The organism is Celeribacter sp. ULVN23_4, assembly GCF_054788345.1.
This window is the reverse complement of record NZ_JBTVYO010000003.1, coordinates 271016-288147: the sequence shown is the minus strand read 5'-3', so window position 1 is coordinate 288147 and position 17132 is coordinate 271016. Positions and strand designations below refer to the sequence as shown.

Sequence of the window (17132 nt, the reverse complement as noted above, 5' to 3'; positions counted from 1 at the left end):
ATGTCACGGCAACGGGCAATAGCCAGTCAGAACATTTGGAAAGACCGTGCAATAGGGCTCACGCGCAAACCACACATCCGTCGCCCCGATACTGTGATCGACCACCGCCCATTGATCGCCCTCGCGGATCAGAAAGGCAACCACATCAATGCCCCCGACTTCTTCATAGAAATAGGGATCATCTCCGAAAAAACGCACCATGGGAGTCTGACGAATGTCGATATGCCCGCCGCCCGGCCTCTGCGGCACGACAATGGCAAAGGCGCGGTCCTCAGAAGCGCGCAACTGCTGCACGACGAATTCCACGGGCGCGCCCAGTTGCCATTCGACCACCGGACGCAGAGCATTCATGATCTGCCCGCGTTCCTGACTGCCGCGTGCAGGTTCGTACCAGTTTTGCGCTTCAGCCAACGCCGGAATGACAAAAGAAAGAATGAAGGGCAAAAACAGGGCACGCATACAGATCTCCAAAACGAATTACGCGAGTAACTCTTTCGAAAAGCGGGCAGCATGGGAACAATAATCCGTGCTTTGCATTGACATTCCGTCCCTGCTGACCCCATTTTCCGCCGCCATAAGCCCCAGTTTTACAGAATCCCGTTAAATCCAAGGACCGTCCATGCCAGTTGTTGTCGTCGAATCCCCCGCGAAGGCCAAAACGATCAACAAGTATCTTGGCAAGGATTACACCGTCCTCGCCTCTTACGGCCACGTCCGCGACCTTCCGCCGAAAGACGGCTCTGTCGACACCGACAATGAGTTCGACATGAAGTGGGAAGTGGGCGCGGACTCGCGCAAACACGTCAAAGCCATCGCCGATGCGCTCAAAGACGATGACGCATTGATCCTCGCAACTGACCCTGATCGCGAAGGGGAAGCCATCTCTTGGCACTTGCAGGAAGCGCTCACCAAACGCCGCGCGATCAAGAAATCGACCGCCGTGTCCCGCGTGACCTTCAACGCGATCACCAAGCCCGCCATTCTCGAAGCGATGAAACACCCCCGCCAAGTCGATGTGCCGCTGGTCGACGCCTATCTGGCGCGCCGGGCGCTCGACTACCTTGTGGGCTTCAACCTTTCGCCAGTGCTGTGGCGCAAACTGCCGGGCGCGCGCTCGGCGGGCCGTGTGCAATCCGTGTGCCTGCGTCTGATCGTCGAGCGCGAACAGGAAATCGAAGCGTTCAACGCGCAAGAATACTGGTCGGTCAAGGCGCTGCTGGAAACCCCGCGCGGTCAAAGCTTTGAGGCGCGCCTGACCCAGCTGTCCGGCAAGAAGCTCGACAAGTTCGATCTGAAAGACCGCATGAGCGCCGAAATGGCCGTGCAAGCGGTCAGCTCCCGCGCTCTGAAAGTCGCGACGGTCGAGGCCAAACCCGGCTCTCGTAACCCCTCCGCGCCGTTCATGACCTCAACGCTTCAGCAGGAAGCCAGCCGGAAATTCGGCATGGGCGCGCGCCAGACAATGAACGCGGCGCAACGTCTCTACGAAGCCGGTCTCATCACCTATATGCGGACCGACGGGATCGACATGGCGCCCGAAGCCGTGGCGCAGGCCCGCGATGCGATCAAGGATCGTTACGGCGACAAATACGTCCCGGCCTCCCCGCGCATCTACAAGAACAAAGCCAAAAACGCGCAGGAAGCGCACGAATGTATCCGCCCGACGGATATGTTCAACGCGCCGGACAAGCTGAACCTGAGCGATGCGGATCAGCGCAAGCTGTACGATCTGATCTGGAAACGGACCGTCGCCTCGCAAATGGAAGGTGCAAAGCTCGAACGCACCACCGTGGACATCACCTCCGATGACCACGAGGTCGTTCTGCGCGCCACCGGTCAGGTCGTGGTGTTCGACGGTTTCATGGCGGTCTACACCGAGGGCCGCGACGATGTCGAAGAGGATGACGAAGGCCGCCTGCCGCAGATCACCGAGGGCGATGCGCTCAAACGCGTTGCCGGTGGTCTGAAAGGTCAGGCCGCCGAAAAAGAGGCCGTTCTGGGTGGTGAAGACGCCGTTCTGGGCCTGCAACACCACACCAACCCGCCGCCGCGCTACACCGAGGCGACGCTGGTGAAACGTATGGAAGAGTTGGGAATCGGGCGTCCGTCCACCTATGCCTCCGTGCTCTCGACCATCGTGGATCGCGAATATGTCCGCAAGGAACAGAACCGCCTGATCCCGGAAGACAAGGGCCGGATCGTTACGATCTTCCTGATGAACTTCTTCCGCAAATACGTCGGCTACGAATTCACCGCCAATCTCGAAGAACAGCTCGACGAGATTTCCGCAGGCGACATGGATTACAAGGAAGTGCTGGCGCGTTTCTGGCGCGACTTCCACGCAGCGATCGAGGAAACCTCGGACCTGCGCATCTCCGAAGTGCTTGATAAGCTTGACGATGCGCTCGCACCGCAGCTTTACCCGCCGCGCGAAGACGGCTCTGATCCGCGCATCTGTCCGAAATGCGGCAACGGGTCTTTGCATCTCAAAACCTCGCGCACCGGCGGCTTCGTGGGCTGTTCGAACTACCCGGAATGCACTTACACCCGCCCCATCGCGGGCGAAGGTGCAGAGGGCGACGAGCGCGTTTTGGGCGAAGACAATGGCGACGAGATCTGGCTCAAGTCCGGTCGCTTTGGCCCCTATGTCCAACGCGGCGAACCGACGCCGGAGAACAAGAAGCCGCCACGCGCCTCGCTGCCGAAGGGCTGGTCGAAAGATGACATGGACCTAGAGAAAGCCGTGACGCTTCTGTCCCTGCCCCGCGAGATCGGCGAGCACCCGGACGGTGGGATGATCAAGGCGAACTTCGGTCGCTTCGGCCCCTATCTGATGCACCAGTTGCCGGATGAGGCAAAACCGGTTTACGCCAACCTCAAGGACCCGAACGACGTGTTCGAATGTGGCATGAACCGCGCGGTGGAGCTGATCACCGAGAAGCGCAACAATCCGGGGCGTGGACGCTCCGCGGCGGCGAAACCGCTCAAGGAGCTGGGCGAGCACCCACAAGAAGGCGGCCCGGTTCAGGTGTTGGACGGGCGCTATGGCCCCTATGTGAAATGGGGCAAGGTGAATGCGACGCTGCCGAAAGACGTAAAACTCGAAGACCTGACCATGGAGCAGGCCGTCGAGCTGATCACCGAAAAGGCGGCCAAAGGTGGCAAGAAAACCACCAAGAAAGCGGCCCCGAAAAAGGCAGCGGCGAAGAAGACGCCCGCCAAGAAGACCACAGCTAAAAAGACCGCAGCCAAGAAACCGGCCGCGAAATCGAAGGCTGAAGATCAGGACTGATCCCCTCCCCACAGGGCAAGATCAGTTCGGCTGGCAAGAGATACAAAAGGGCGCTCCGGAGCGCCCTTTTTCTTTGCTGAGATCAGCTTGCCGGATGAAGCCGCCCGCCGAGATTGCGGATGCAGCCGCCCACGCTGGCCTTGAGATAAAGCTCCGCGCCGGGCTTGACGATCACATTGCCGCCGATCGAGCCTTTGAGCGTCAGTTCAACGCCCTCCTCGATCACCGCGTCTTTTGCGATCATGCCTTCGAAGGTGCCGCTCTTCGAGAAAATATGGTTGCCACGGTCGATGGAATACAGCTGAGACATAATGTTCTCCTCCCCTGGAAAGTATGCTCATTTGGAAAGGTTACGCAGTTTCCTAACAAAATAGCAAAGGCGCTCCGCAGTGGAGCGCCTTTTCGCCGATCAGCGTTTCGGCTCGAAGCGGTTGAGCGGAATGCGCAGCACGGCCCGCCCTTTCTCATCCGGCTCCGGCAAACGCCCGCCCCGGATGTTGATCTGAAGCGCATAGAGCATCTGTTTCGGCAAAGGCAGCGTGGCGTCGCGGGCGTCGCGCGCCGCGATGAACTCCGCTTTGCTGATCCCGTCTTTCACGTGAATATTCGAGGCCTTATGCTCCGCCACCGTCGCCATACAGGCCTCTTCACGACCGCCTTTGCGGTAATCGTGCCCCACGAATACGCGGGTATCGCCGGACATCGCCAGAATGGTCTGCAAACTGTCCCAAAGCTCCTCGGAAGAGCCGCCCGGGAAGTCCGCGCGCGATGTGCCGCTGTCGGGCACCATAAAGGTATCATGAGCAAAGACCGCATCGCCGATCACATAGGAAATCGACGCCAGTGTGTGACCGGTCGAGAGAATCACTTTGGCGGTCAGGCTGCCGATACCGAACTCATCGCCGGGCTCGAACAGGCGGTCCCAGTAATCGTCGCGGTTCTTGAGGCTGTCGTCGGCATAAAGATCGGCCCAGATGTTCTGGACGTCGAGCACTTTGCGCCCGATGGCCTGCGGTGCTTTCAGCTTTTCGGCCAGATAGGGCGCGGATGAAAAGTGGTCCGCATGTGGATGGGTGTCGAGCACCCACAGGACGTTCAGTCCCTTCTCGTTCACATATGCGAGAATCTCATCGGCGCTATCGGTCCAAGTCGCGCCAGCGGCGGCATCGAAATCGAGCACCGGATCAATGATCGCGGCGGCTTTGGTTCTCGGGTCAGAGACCACATATTGCCATGATCCGGTCACCTCCTCGTAGAAAGCGGCGACATCGGGGCTTGCGGGGTTGTCGGACGCGGCGAAAAATTGCATGGGGGTTCTCCCTCTCTGTGCGTTGCATTCGTATTCTTATTTTTGAATTTAATGCGCCCGCCAGCGAGCCTCAAGTCCGACCAAAACAGTAAGCCATTTTGCCGCAGGGCAAACTGCGCACAAAAAGTTCGCATTCTGAACCTCATGCGTTGCAGTGCAGCATATGATTGACTTGCAGGGGCAGAACCCGATTTAGTTTGTCCGAGGAATTTTGAAATTTCCGGGAGGAGTGACATGAAGAAAGTATACGGATCAGCAGCAGAGGCCCTCGACGGCTTGTTGCAAGATGGAATGTTGATCGCGTCCGGTGGATTTGGTCTTTGCGGCATTCCGGAATTGCTGATCGACGCCATTGTCGAAAGCGGCGTCAAGGATCTGACCATTGCGTCCAACAACGCGGGCGTTGATGGATTTGGCCTCGGCAAACTGTTGGAAACCCGCCAGATCAAGAAGATGATCTCTTCCTACGTCGGGGAGAACGCCGAGTTCATGCGGCAATACCTGTCCGGCGAGCTGGAGCTTGAGTTCAACCCGCAAGGCACCTTGGCCGAACGCATGCGCGCGGCGGGCGCTGGCATCCCCGGCTTTTACACCAAAACCGGCGTCGGCACGGTGATCGCGGACGGCAAGGAACACAAAGACTTCGGCGGCGAGACCTATATCCTCGAAGAGGGCATTTTCGCGGATATTTCCATCGTGAAAGCGTGGAAAGCCGACGAGACGGGCAATGCCGTGTTCCGCAAGACCGCGCGCAACTTCAACCCGCCGGCCGCGATGTGCGGCAAGGTCTGCATCATGGAAGTCGAAGAGATCGTGCCGACCGGCTCGCTCGACCCGGATTGCATCCACCTGCCCGGCGTCTACGTGCACCGCGTCATTCAAGGCGCACACGAAAAGCGCATCGAGCAACGCACCACCCGTCCGCGTCCGGCGGCGTAAAGGCGCGTTTTGGGCACCCCATACGATTATTTGCCCGGCTCCGCCTTTTGGCGGAGCGGCGTTGCCGAGGCAGACCCCACGGCGATCAACGGTCTGTTTGTGCCCAAATTCCCGATCACACCGCGCGACCGGATCATGACCGCAGGCAGTTGTTTCGCGCAGCATGTCCACCGCACTCTCGTCACCCGCGACTGGACGGTGATCGACACGGAAACCCCGAACGGCCCCTTCCCGCGCGATGTGCTCAACCGTTACGGCTATGCGCTCTATTCTGCGCGCTACGGCAATATCTACACCGTGCGGCAGATGGTGCAGCTTTTGCGTGAAGCCCAAGGGCAGGTCAAACCCGCCGAGCCGGTCTGGGAAAAGGATGGGCGATATGTCGACGCCCAGCGCCCGAATGTCGAACCCCACGGCTTGACCACACCTGAGCATGTGCTCGAAGCGCGCGCCGTGCATTTGCGGCGGGTGATGCGGGCGGTGCGCCGGGCCGATGTGTTCATCTTCACGCTCGGTCTCACCGAGGTCTGGTTCCATCGCGACACCGGCACGGTCTACCCCACAGCCCCCGGCACGTTGGCCGGGCATTATGATCCCGAGGTCTTTGACTTTCACAATTTCAGCCTGCCGGAAATGCGCGACGATCTTGAGGAATTGCGTGGGCGCCTAATGGCGCTCCGCCCCGACATCCGCATCCTGCTCACGGTCTCGCCAGTGCCCCTGACCGCCACCGCGACGGGCGGGCATGTGATGGCGGCGACGAGCTATTCCAAGGCCACGCTTCGCGCCGCAGCCGGGGAGGTGGCTGGGAAATACGACAATGTCGATTATTTCCCATCATATGAACTTGTGACCAACCCGGCGGCACAGGGAAGGTTCTACAAAGACAACCTGCGCTCCGTGACCGAAGAGGGCGTCGCCGCCGCGATGCGCATGTTCTTCTCTGCCCATGACCCTGATCATAAGACCGGCGAGAACGCCCCTGACCACGCAGCTCCGGCTCAAGATCACGGCTTGGAACAGGCCGATCTTGTCTGCGAAGATGCCCTGATCGAGGCGAGCCGCACATGAGTGAGAAAACCAACATCCTCGTCATCGGCACCTCGCACACGGGCGCGTTCTACGCGACGCGCGCCCAGATCGCAGAGGCCTTCCCCTCGCTCGACGTGACCTATTTCGGCCTGCCCGGCCTGATCTACAGCGCGGCGCGGTATGAAGACGGCGTGTTCCGCGCCCCAGAAGATGCGTCGCACCAACTGGCTTGGATGGAGCGCAACGAGATTGATTGCACGCGCTTCACCCGCATCCTTCATGTCGGCGAGCGCTACACGCTGAACCATGCGATGCGGCTTTTGGTGTTTCATGACGTGCTTGAAGAGCCGGAACGCACCAAACGCGCGTTTCTCTCAGAGGCGGCCGCCTGCGAGATGCTGCGCGGACTGGTGCGGCAACGCGCCGAGATGTTGCTGGATCGGTTCGGTGCGGACCCGCGCCATTGCTTCCTGCCCGCCCCCTACCCGCTCGCCCGCTCGGTCGCGCCGGGGCCCGGACATGAGTTTGCCCTCGCCGCCTTGCGCAAGCGTCCGCATGGCGCGCTCTGGATGCAGCGCTATGAGACGATGATCACCGAAGAAATGGCGACGGTGGGGCTCGACGTGATGCTGCAACCGCAGGAGACACGCGCCAGCCAGTTCATGACCGCAGATCGCTACGCCCGCCCCGGCACCGACTCGGAAGCTGGCCCCGGCGCCACCGACCATCGTCATATGAATGCGGATTACGGATGGCAGGTTTTCTGCGCCTTTGCAGAAAGCCGCCTTGGACTTTGCCCCGAAGGCGCAGACGCGCTCGCGGATTGAGAGATAATGGAGGAGAAAACATGGCCGAGAAAACCAATGGCTGGGATCGCAACCAAATGGCGGCACGCGCCGCGCAGGAGCTGGAAGACGGCACCTATGTGAACCTCGGGATCGGGATCCCGACGCTGGTGCCGAACTTCATCCCCGAAGGCGTCACCGTGACGCTTCAGTCGGAAAACGGCATGCTCGGCATGGGGCCGTTCCCCTATGAGGGCGACGAAGACGCGGATCTGATCAACGCGGGCAAGCAGACCATCACCGAGTTGCCCAACACCGCCTATTTCGACAGTTCCTTTTCCTTCGGCATGATCCGCGGCGGCAAGATTGCCATGGCGATCCTCGGCGCGATGGAAGTGGATGAGAAAGGCGATCTGGCGAACTGGATGATCCCCGGCAAGCTCGTGAAGGGCATGGGCGGTGCGATGGATCTGGTTGCGGGCGTTGGTCGTGTGGTCGTGGTGATGGATCACACCAACAAACACGGCGTGTCGAAACTCCTGCATGAATGCACCCTCCCGCTGACAGGTCAGGGCGTGGTGGACCGGGTGATCACCAATCTGGGCGTTCTCGATGTGGTCGAAGGCGGGTTGAAAATCGTCGAGCTCGCCGACGGCGTGACCGAAGCGGACCTGCGTGCAGCGACCGAGGCAACCATCGTCGACTGAGACGCTGATCCGATTGGCGTCATCACCATAATCATCAAGCGCGGCCCAGATCAGGCCGCGCTTTTTTCACGCCAAATCATGCGGAAATATTGTTCGAAATTTCGAAACAGCATCATATTCTCGCCTAAATTGTTTTTTAACTCCAAGGCAACGCAAACAAGGTCAAAGACAATGATCACAGAGCAGTCGCCAACCCTTCGCCGACAGGACATGCCCTATGGCTTGGAATAAACTCATCTATGCAGGCTGGGGCCGCGCGCGCACCGCGTCTGGCGAGGTTGCCCGCCCCGAACGTCAATCCGCGCTTCTCCGCGATGTGGCTCAGCGCCCCGCCCCGGCCTATGGGCTGCGTCGGTCCTATGGTGATGTCGCTCTCAATGACAGCGGTGCCTCCTATGACATGTCCCGCCTCGACCGAGTCCTATCCTTTGACGTCGAAACCGGCCTCGTGACGGTCGAAGCGGGCTTGCCGATCGGCGATCTGGCGCGCGTCAGCGCCCCGGAAGGCTGGTTGCCGCCCGTGATGCCGGGCACCGGATTTGCCACGGTCGGTGGCTGTATCGCCAATGACGTGCACGGCAAGAACCACCACACAGAAGGCACCTTCGGCCAGCACGTGACCGAGATCACCCTTCTGCAAGGCGAGACCTCCCTCACGATCACGCCGGAGAGCGGCGAGATTTGGCAAGCGACCATCGGCGGGCTCGGCCAGACCGGTGTGATCGCCAAGGCGACCTTGCAACTCATGTCCTGCCCCGGCGAAATGATGCGCCTCACGGAACGCCGGCTCGAAAACCTCGACGCTTTCCTGCGCGCTTTTGACGAGAGCAAGACGCCCTACACGGTTGGCTGGATCGACGGCACCGCGACGGGCGATCAGCTTGGCCGCGGCATCCTTGAGGAAAGCGAACTGGTGGCTGGCAAAGACACCTCCGGCAAAGGGTCGCTCTCCGTGCCGATGAATGCGCCCGGTTTCGCGCTTTCAAGCCCCATCGTACGCCTGTTCAATGCCCTCTATTACCGCAAGGTTCCAGTTGAGGGCCGGACTTCCGTCAAGCCGATCAGCAAGGTGCTGTTCCCACTCGATGCGATCCATGACTGGAACCGCCTCTACGGCAAACGCGGCTTCAACCAGTTCCAATGCGTCGTCCCGGTGGACCGCGTAGATGTGCTGCGCGCAATGCTGGAAAAGATCAGCGCCTCTCATCTGTGTTCGCCGCTTGCCGTGCTCAAAAAGATGGGAGCGGGCCGTGGCGGCTATATGTCCTTCCCGATGGAAGGCTACACACTTGCCATCGACTTCCCGAACCGCGACAGCGCAGAGGACCTGATTTCTGAGCTGACCCAGATGACACAAGACGCAGATGGCCGGATTTACTTTGCCAAGGACGGCGTCGCCGATGCCGCCCAGATCAAGGGCATGTACCCGGATCAGGACCTTTGGGCCAATGCGGCCAATGCGGCCGACCCCGAGCGTACGCTTGAGACCGATCTCGTGCGGCGATTGAAATTGCGCGGGGAGGCTCTCTGACATGCAGCACACTTGGATTATACTTGGCGCCACCTCCTCGATGGCTCGCGCCATGGCACGACAGTTGGCCGAGGACGGCGCGACGCTCCTGTTATGCGGGCGCGACATGGACGATCTCTCCGCCACAGCCGCAGATTGTCTCGCACGCGGGGCCGCCAAGGCGGAAGCACTCCCCTTTGACGCTCGTGACAGCGCCACTTTCGCACCGATCATCACCCGCGCCACATCTGAGGAAGGCGAGATCAACTGCGCCGTGTTCGTCGGCTCCATGCCCGAACAATCCGCCATTGACGCCGACCCCACGCTGATCGACGGCGTGGTGCAGGACAGCCATATCGGCCCAGCGAGCTTCCTCTCCCTGCTCGCCCCGCATATGGAAGAGCGCGGACAGGGCACGGTCGTGGGCGTGACCTCCGTCGCGGGCGACCGGGGACGGATCGGCAATTACGTTTACGGCTCCGCAAAAGCAGGATTCGCCACGTATTTGTCCGGCCTGCGCAACCGGCTGACCCGTTCCGGCGGGCATGTGGTGACGGTGAAGCCCGGCTTCGTCGATACCGCCATGACCTGGGGCATCGAAGGCATGTTCCTTGTCGCCACTCCGGCAGCCGTCGCCAAAGACATTCTCAAGGCGGTGCGCAAAAAGAAGAACGTGATCTATACGCCATTCTTCTGGCGCTACATCATGCTCATCATCCGGCACATCCCGGAATTCATTTTCAAGAAAATGTCGATCTGAGCAAAGGGGCCTGCGGGCCTCTTTTCATTTGCGTCAGTTCTGCGCCCGCACTGCGTTGGTCGCGAAGACGCAGCCGTCCGAATAGAGATCGGGTTGGGTCAGGCACAGCCGCTTGGCGACGTCCCAAGCTGCAAGCACTTTCGGGACATAGGCCCGCGTCTCTGCATAGGGCGGCGGGCCATTGTTGGCCTTCACGGCGTTCTCCCCGGCATTGTAACCCGCAAGCGCCAGCGCCAGATCGCCGTTGAATTCCTTCAACAGCCAGTCGAGATAAGCGATCCCACCCTGAATGTTCTGATCCGGATCGGACGCATCGACCCCGAACCGCTCCGCCGTTGCCGGAATGAGCTGCATCAGCCCCTCTGCGCCCGCACCACTGACCGCCGTCTCATGGCCTGACGACTCGACTGCCATCACGGCGAGCGCCAAGGCCGGGCTGACCTTCGTCCCGATCGAATGCAGCAACAGTGCAGAGCCGTAGCGGTTGGCCAGATCGGTCACATGCTGAAATGACGGGCGTGGTATCGTTTTACCCGGTTCAAGTTCGAGCGCCGCCAAAGCCGCGACAAAGCGCTCCGGCCCCGCTCCCGCCAAATCATGCGGCACCGCATCCCAATACCAATTCAGCAAATTCACCGCAGCCTCATCCGCAGGCGCGACTTGTGCAGAGGGTTTCGACGGCGGCTTAACCGTTTTCGCGCCGGGCCGTATCTGTACATTAATTAAGGAACCGGCCCCTTGCGTGGGAACGCCGATCCGTTTCGGGCGCACCTCCGGCCAGGGCGGCGGATCACTGGCCTCTTCCGCCATCAAAGGGGAGAATGAAACGGTGCAGGCCAGAGACGCAATCAGGGCCAAAGCCCCAGCGCGCCGCAGAAAAAATGTCATGATCATACTGCTCTTTCGGGACGATTCTATGTGAGCTGTTCGAGCCGCTCTTGGTCCCAGTCTCGCAAAAAACTGTCTTTAAAACCAGAATTTTGGACGATTCGACCGCCTGATGTGGGCCGAACCGGCCCCTCCAAACGCCAACAAAGCATTTTTTGCGAAATTCGTTAATATTTTTATCATTTATTAACAGCAAGTTAACATGAAACCCCTCATAAACCATGGCGTTTCCAAAATCGTACCAATGCTGCCCAACTCTCGCCCCAGTTAAACGGCCATATAGGCTCATCGAAAGCGAGAAAGAGCAGTCTGGCTAGGGAAACGCCAAGCTCCGCACCGCTAAGACGTGGAAACTGAGCTGAATACATCCTTGGAGGGATACCAAATGAAATTCTTCAAACTCGCCAACAAATTCTCCCGCGATGAAGACGGTGCTGTGACCGTTGACTGGGTTGTTCTGACCTCTGCCGTCGTGGGCCTCGGCATCGCCGTTCTGACCACCGTTGCTTCCGGCACCAAATCTCTGGGCGAAGCGATCTCCTCCGACCTCGCCGGTCGTGACGTGATCACCACCTACTAATTCGCGCAACTCTTATTCGGAGCAAAAGCTATGAAATTCTTCAAACTTTCCAACAAATTCTCCCGCGACGAAGACGGTGCTGTGACCGTTGACTGGGTAGTTCTGACCTCTGCCGTTGTGGGCCTCGGCATCGCCGTTCTGACCACCGTTGCTTCCGGCACCAAATCTCTGGGCGAAGCGATCTCCTCCGACCTCGCCGGTCGTGACGTGATCACCACGTATTGATCCGCCCTCCCTGACACGGTGACGAAGCAATGAAGCCCTTCAAACTCGCAAATGAATTCTCTCGCGACGAAGAAGCTTCTGTGACCGTTGACTGGGTTGTCCTGACCACTGCCGTTGTGAGCCTCGGCATCGCTATTTTGGGAACTGTTGCAAGCGGGAGCAAAGATCTTACCGCAGATGGCTCTCAAGACCTCGTAGCGCGTACCGTGATTTACTACTGAACGGTGATGGCAGAGCGCCGAAAGGCAAACATTAAAAGCCGCGCCCTCTAGATAGGGTGCGGCTTTCCCCTTTGTTGTCGGATGAGAAAAGCCCGACAAGATGTGGACAAAAACTCAACAAGTCCACCTTTGTCTACGAATTCGCAAGAATTCATTCATGCGCCGCGACATGACCACCAAATCGCCGCATTCTGATGGAAAGTTGAGCAAATGTTCGCAATTGCATGCGCCGAGCTCCGGTATTCATGCACGCAAGCAGAGGAAAAGTGATGCGTATTATTTTCGGATTGGTGCTGGTGATCGGCGTAGCTCTCGCGGGCTTTGCTGTCCATATGACCCGCGGGTATCTGTCGACCTATCAGGCCGAGTTGAACCGCGAAAAGGCGATGCGGAACAATATAATCCAGACCGAAGAAATCTTTATCGCAACGAAGCCTCTGGCTTATGGCGATGCAATTCTTCCTGAAATGGTGAAAAAGGTCCGCTGGCCCGTGGAAGCCATGCCCAAGGGTGTTTTCCATAGCGAAGAGGAAATTTTCCCGGAAGGTCCTGAAACTCCGCGCCGCGCCCTGCGATCAATCGAAGCGATGGAGCCCCTGCTTGCCGTGAAGGTGACCGAGCCCGGCGAAAGCGCCGGCGTGGCGGCACGCCTGAACAAAGGCATGCGCGCTTTCGCGATCCGAGTTGACGTGACGACCGGGGTGTCGGGGCTATTGCACCCGGGTGACCGCGTTGATGTCTATTGGACCGGCCGCCTTCCGAACTCCGGCGGTGAAGTGACAAAGCTCATCCAAGCGGCCATCCCGCTCGTCGCGGTTGATCAAACCTCGAACAGTGAGCGCCAGACCGCCAGCATCGCGCGTACAGTGACTGTTGAAGCCACCCCCACGCAGGTTGCGGCCCTTGCCACGGCGCAAAGCACCGGTCGCCTGTCCCTCGCTCTCGTCGGGCGCTACGATGATACGGTCGTGAGCAATGTCGAGATCGATAAAAACACGCTTTTCGGAATTTCGCAGGAGGCGGCCATCGAAGCCCCAAGGGAAAAGGTCTGCACAGTCCGCACGCGCAAGGGTGGTAACATCATCGACACGCCGGTGCCTTGCCCCGAGTGAGGCCATTTATCGCAAGTTCAGTAGCAGCCGGAAACCGGATGGGGGATTATGCCTCTGTCCGGTCTTTTTATGGATTGGTTCAAAGACTTGCTCTCTCAGGAGCGTGCATTCCACCCCCGAGAATTGTGACTTATCCACATCATAAATGGCGGCCAAGAGATTGATTCTTGCAAAAAATCTCAAATTAAAGCATGGTCGTCGAAAATGGGTCGGAAAGAACCCGATGATTTGAGGCGTGGTCGACAGAGGCAGGATCACATGAAAATGTTGAATTTATTCAAGGCAGCTCTACTTGGGTTCGCCTTTATCGGTGCAACCCCGCACGGGGCATTTGCTGACAAGCTCCGCGTCCTGACCGGCGCGCCTTCTGGGGTCCTGAACGTCCCCATGAACAGGGCCGTAGTTGTCGAAAGCGATGAACCATTCGCGGAGATTTCAGTCGCCAACGCGGATATCGCAGATATTTCCACTCTCTCCGAAACATCCATCTATGTTCTCGGACGCACCCCCGGCATGACGACCATGACGCTTCTTGCGCCGGACGGATCCCTGATCACCAATGTTCAGATTCAAGTCACTCCGGATGTGACCGAGTTCAAGGAACGTCTGCGTCAGATCATGCCGAATGAAAAAATCGAGGTCCGGACCGCCAATGACGGCATCGTGCTGTCCGGCACGGTTTCTTCCATCGCGATGATGGATCGCGCCAACGAGTTGGCGGAGCGCTATGCTCCCGGCCGCGTCTCGAACATGATGAACATTGGCGGCACGCAGCAGGTCATGCTCAAAGTGCGGTTCGCGGAAATGTCTCGCTCCGTTTCGAAAAACCTGTCCTCCTCTCTCGGCGTCACATATGGCGGCAATGACGGTTCCAGCAGTTCAACACTCGGGGCCTCCGGCTCCGGCAACGGGCAAGGGCAATTTTCCTTCACCGGCACGCTCGGCGATACGGAACTCTCCGTGCTTCTCGAAGCCATGGAAGAAAAAGGCGTGTCCCGCACCCTGGCCGAACCGAACCTGACGGCACTGTCGGGGCAACAAGCCAAATTCCTCGCGGGCGGCGAATATCCGATCCCGGTGTCCGACGATGACGGCATCACCATCGAATACAAACCCTTCGGCGTCGAGCTCGAGTTCATCCCGCGGGTGATCAACGGCGACCAGATCAATCTGGAAATGAAAGCCGCCGTGTCCGGCATCGATTCCACCGTCAACTACACGATAGATGGTTTCACACTGAACTCCTTCAAACGCCGCGAAACTTCCACAACGGTGGAACTGCGCGACGGACAAAGCTTTGCTATCGCCGGGCTTCTGCAAGACGATTTCGAAGACCTTGTGGGCCAAGTCCCATGGTTGGGCGATATCCCGGTGCTCGGCGCTTTGTTCCGCTCGACGGATTATGAACGCAGCCAGTCCGAACTTGTGATCATCGTCACCCCGCATCTTGTCACCCCGACAAACGGTCTTGCGCTCGCCCTACCGACCGATCGCGTGAAAATTCCGACCGAAAGCGAAATGTTCCTGTTCGGCAAAACTTTGGGTGGCGTCTCGGCTCCCAAAAAAGGCGGGGCGGCCGAAGTGGCGAAACAAGACTTCTCCGGCTCCTATGGCTATGTGATGGAGTAAGGACATGCGGAACACTTTGAAACTGACCCTCGCGGGCTCCGCCCTTCTCGCTCTCGGTGCCTGTTCCGATCAGAAGGTTTTCTCCTCCTGGTATCAGGAAGCCGGCGGCTATCTTGACCAAGGCACCTTCGGCAATGCCACGATGAACAACACCCTCGTTCAAACCGGACAGTTGAACTATGTCATCGACCTGAACGAACGCTTCGCCGCGACCGTGCCTTCTACCGTGAACTTCGAGTTCAACTCGGCCATGCTCGACGGCGCCGCGCGGGACGCGATCCGCAAACAGGCGCATTTCATGGCGCAATTCCCGGAAGTTCGCTTCCGCGTTTACGGTCACACCGATCTTGTCGGTTCCAACGCCTACAACAAGTCGCTTGGCCTGAAACGGGCGCAGGCGGTGGTGTCCGAACTGGCCCGCAACGGGATCTCCCGCTCGCGGCTTGAAGCGATGGTGTCCTATGGCGAAACGCAACCGCTCATCGTGACACAGAACCCGGAACGCAAGAACCGCCGCACTGTGACCGAAGTGTCCGGTTTCGTGGAAAATTCGAAGCTGATCATGGATGGCAAATATGCCGAAGTGGTTCACCGCGATTACATTGAAAGCGCAGTTTCGCAGCCCACAGTTGAAGCAACAAGCACACTCACCGAATAATCCGTGTGATCGTCTCCGAATAGCGAATTATTACGCGATTTCGGCCCCATTGTTGCCCCAATAGCCCGGCACCTTACCCTCAATGGGAGCAGTATGTCCGTCACTTGAGTCGGGCAAACGCGTCAGGGGAGTAAGGGCCGGGTCTTTCTTTTTGAAATAGCTTGGCGGCTTGAAAACCTGTCGTTCGAGAAAAAGGACGCTTTGAGCAATGACGAGTGAAGCTCTATTGCAAAACGAACCGGCCCAGCTTGTGGCTTGTACGATCAGCCGGGACGTTCAGAACTTCGATCTCTTGATCGAAGATATGGAGACCGAACTGGGCGAAGCCTGGGGGGATCTCTCCTTTGAAGATGCACGGCTTTTCCTGCGCCAGCCGGAAAGCGGTGGCTTGAAATTCGTGACAATTGCGCTGGACAGCGAAGACGAGACGCTGCTCGCCATGATCGCCGACATCATCAAGTCGGCTAAAGCACAGAATATTAAGGTGATCTTGATCGCTGATGAAGTCTCGCCAATGGCCCTACACCAGCTCTTGCAGCTTGGCGCGGAGGATTTCATTCCCTACCCGATCCCGGAGAACGCGCTGCATGAGGCGATCAAACGGCTCGATGAACCGCGCAAGGTGCCTGCCGCCGATTTCGTCGATCCGAACGCGTCGGCACAAGCCTCAGGCGGTCGCGCCAATGGCATCATCCTGCCGGTCCAATCCATCGCAGGCGGCGCAGGAGCGACGACCATCGCGGTCAACCTCGCCTGGGAACTTGCCAATATCGAGAAAAAGGGGCCGCAACCGCGCGTGCTTTTGATGGATTTCAGCCTGCAATACGGCTCGGTCTCGACCTATCTCGACCTGCCCCGTCGCAATGCGGTCTACGAATTGCTGTCCTCCACGGAAATGATGGATGACGACTCGTTCAAGGGCGCGTTGATGAATTTCAACGACAAAGTTTCCGTTCTGACGGCTCCGCCGGAAATCCTGCCGCTCGATTTCATTGAGGCCCCCGATGTCGAGCGCCTGCTCGAAATGGGCCGCAAGCATTTCGATTACATCATCATCGACATGCCGATGACGCTCGTGAGCTGGACCGAAACGGTGTTGAACGCCGCCGAATTCTATTTCGCGCCGATTGAGCTGGATCTGCGTTCGGCCCAAAACATCCTGCGCCTGCGCAATGCTCTGCGAGCAGAAGAGCTTCCCTTTGAGAAGATGCGCTTTCTGCTGAACCGGGCTCCGAAGGCGATGGATCTCTCTGCAAAGGCACGTCTCAAGCGCATGGCGGAGAACCTCGAAATCGCCATCGACGTGCAATTCCCCGATGGGGGGCGCCCTGTCCGGGAAGCCTGCGATCAGGGCATGCCGCTTGGCATCGAGGCAGCGAAGAACCCGCTTCGCAAGGAAATCCAAAAACTCGCTGCATCGATCCATGCACGGCAATCCGAGCATCTTGAGGCGGCACAATAACCTTTTCATCAGGGGCATGAGGT

At 58.8% G+C, this 17132-nt stretch carries 18 protein-coding genes; 14 read left to right on the top strand and 4 right to left on the bottom strand.

Annotated elements, in window-relative coordinates; translation table 11 throughout:
• Positions 1 to 3: 3 nt before the first annotated feature.
• Positions 4 to 459 (bottom strand): hypothetical protein, encoded by a 456-nt coding sequence (locus tag ACYBHZ_RS10215; protein ID WP_460274171.1) that lies wholly within the window; start codon positions 457 to 459, stop codon positions 4 to 6.
• A 160-nt stretch (positions 460 to 619) separates the two neighbouring features.
• Here ACYBHZ_RS10215 and topA point away from each other — a divergent pair, with 160 nt between their 5' ends.
• Positions 620 to 3292, top strand: a complete 2673-nt coding sequence (gene topA / locus ACYBHZ_RS10210; RefSeq protein ID WP_460274170.1) for a type I DNA topoisomerase — start codon at positions 620 to 622, stop codon at positions 3290 to 3292.
• Between the two features lie 82 nt (positions 3293 to 3374).
• On the opposite strand, the gene ACYBHZ_RS10205 is transcribed toward topA, so the two are convergent.
• Together ACYBHZ_RS10205 and ACYBHZ_RS10200 are read right to left on the bottom strand one after the other, a co-directional pair.
• Complete coding sequence (locus tag ACYBHZ_RS10205; protein WP_460274169.1) at positions 3375 to 3602, bottom strand: hypothetical protein; 228 nt, start codon at positions 3600 to 3602, stop codon at positions 3375 to 3377.
• Between the two features lie 99 nt (positions 3603 to 3701).
• A complete protein-coding gene (locus ACYBHZ_RS10200; protein WP_460274168.1) occupies positions 3702 to 4601 on the bottom strand; it encodes an MBL fold metallo-hydrolase in 900 nt (299 codons plus the stop codon).
• A gap of 234 nt (positions 4602 to 4835) precedes the next feature.
• Between ACYBHZ_RS10200 and ACYBHZ_RS10195 the strand changes: the two genes are divergently transcribed.
• The 6 genes from ACYBHZ_RS10195 to ACYBHZ_RS10170 all read left to right on the top strand — a co-directional run bounded on the left by ACYBHZ_RS10195 (position 4836) and on the right by ACYBHZ_RS10170 (position 10334).
• Complete coding sequence (locus ACYBHZ_RS10195; RefSeq protein ID WP_460274167.1) at positions 4836 to 5540, top strand: CoA transferase subunit A; 705 nt, start codon at positions 4836 to 4838, stop codon at positions 5538 to 5540.
• A 9-nt stretch (positions 5541 to 5549) separates the two neighbouring features.
• Positions 5550 to 6611, top strand: coding sequence for a GSCFA domain-containing protein (locus ACYBHZ_RS10190; RefSeq protein WP_460274166.1), 1062 nt, complete (start codon positions 5550 to 5552; stop codon positions 6609 to 6611).
• Positions 6608 to 7399, top strand: a complete 792-nt coding sequence (locus ACYBHZ_RS10185; protein ID WP_460274165.1) for a hypothetical protein — start codon at positions 6608 to 6610, stop codon at positions 7397 to 7399. Before ACYBHZ_RS10190 ends, ACYBHZ_RS10185 begins: the two co-directional genes overlap by 4 nt.
• A 20-nt stretch (positions 7400 to 7419) precedes the next feature.
• Positions 7420 to 8064, top strand: a complete 645-nt coding sequence (locus tag ACYBHZ_RS10180; RefSeq protein ID WP_460274164.1) for a 3-oxoacid CoA-transferase subunit B — start codon at positions 7420 to 7422, stop codon at positions 8062 to 8064.
• A gap of 217 nt (positions 8065 to 8281) precedes the next feature.
• Positions 8282 to 9595: an FAD-binding oxidoreductase gene (locus tag ACYBHZ_RS10175; RefSeq protein ID WP_460274163.1), complete on the top strand. Its 1314-nt coding sequence runs from the start codon at positions 8282 to 8284 to the stop codon at positions 9593 to 9595.
• Between the two features lies 1 nt (position 9596).
• Positions 9597 to 10334 carry an SDR family oxidoreductase gene (locus ACYBHZ_RS10170; protein WP_460274162.1) on the top strand — a complete coding sequence of 246 codons (738 nt, stop codon included), beginning with the start codon at positions 9597 to 9599 and terminating at the stop codon, positions 10332 to 10334.
• 33 nt (positions 10335 to 10367) lie between these two features.
• Here the strand turns inward: ACYBHZ_RS10170 and ACYBHZ_RS10165 are convergent, their stop codons facing one another.
• Positions 10368 to 11222: a lytic transglycosylase domain-containing protein gene (locus tag ACYBHZ_RS10165; protein ID WP_460274161.1), complete on the bottom strand. Its 855-nt coding sequence runs from the start codon at positions 11220 to 11222 to the stop codon at positions 10368 to 10370.
• Positions 11223 to 11607: 385 nt separating this feature from the next.
• Here ACYBHZ_RS10165 and ACYBHZ_RS10160 point away from each other — a divergent pair, with 385 nt between their 5' ends.
• The 7 genes from ACYBHZ_RS10160 to ACYBHZ_RS10130 all read left to right on the top strand — a co-directional run bounded on the left by ACYBHZ_RS10160 (position 11608) and on the right by ACYBHZ_RS10130 (position 17109).
• Positions 11608 to 11802, top strand: coding sequence for a Flp family type IVb pilin (locus ACYBHZ_RS10160; RefSeq protein ID WP_460274160.1), 195 nt, complete (start codon positions 11608 to 11610; stop codon positions 11800 to 11802).
• A gap of 30 nt (positions 11803 to 11832) precedes the next feature.
• Positions 11833 to 12027 carry a Flp family type IVb pilin gene (locus ACYBHZ_RS10155; protein ID WP_460274159.1) on the top strand — a complete coding sequence of 65 codons (195 nt, stop codon included), beginning with the start codon at positions 11833 to 11835 and terminating at the stop codon, positions 12025 to 12027.
• 29 nt (positions 12028 to 12056) lie between these two features.
• Positions 12057 to 12248, top strand: a complete 192-nt coding sequence (locus ACYBHZ_RS10150; RefSeq protein ID WP_460274158.1) for a hypothetical protein — start codon at positions 12057 to 12059, stop codon at positions 12246 to 12248.
• 269 nt (positions 12249 to 12517) lie between these two features.
• Positions 12518 to 13360, top strand: coding sequence for a Flp pilus assembly protein CpaB (gene cpaB, locus ACYBHZ_RS10145; protein ID WP_460274157.1), 843 nt, complete (start codon positions 12518 to 12520; stop codon positions 13358 to 13360).
• Between the two features lie 258 nt (positions 13361 to 13618).
• Positions 13619 to 14989 carry a type II and III secretion system protein family protein gene (locus tag ACYBHZ_RS10140; RefSeq protein ID WP_460274156.1) on the top strand — a complete coding sequence of 457 codons (1371 nt, stop codon included), beginning with the start codon at positions 13619 to 13621 and terminating at the stop codon, positions 14987 to 14989.
• A gap of 4 nt (positions 14990 to 14993) precedes the next feature.
• A complete protein-coding gene (locus tag ACYBHZ_RS10135; protein WP_460274155.1) occupies positions 14994 to 15647 on the top strand; it encodes an OmpA family protein in 654 nt (217 codons plus the stop codon).
• A gap of 208 nt (positions 15648 to 15855) precedes the next feature.
• On the top strand, positions 15856 to 17109 hold the full coding sequence (locus ACYBHZ_RS10130; RefSeq protein ID WP_460274154.1) for an AAA family ATPase: 1254 nt from the start codon (positions 15856 to 15858) through the stop codon (positions 17107 to 17109).
• Positions 17110 to 17132 lie beyond the last annotated feature (23 nt).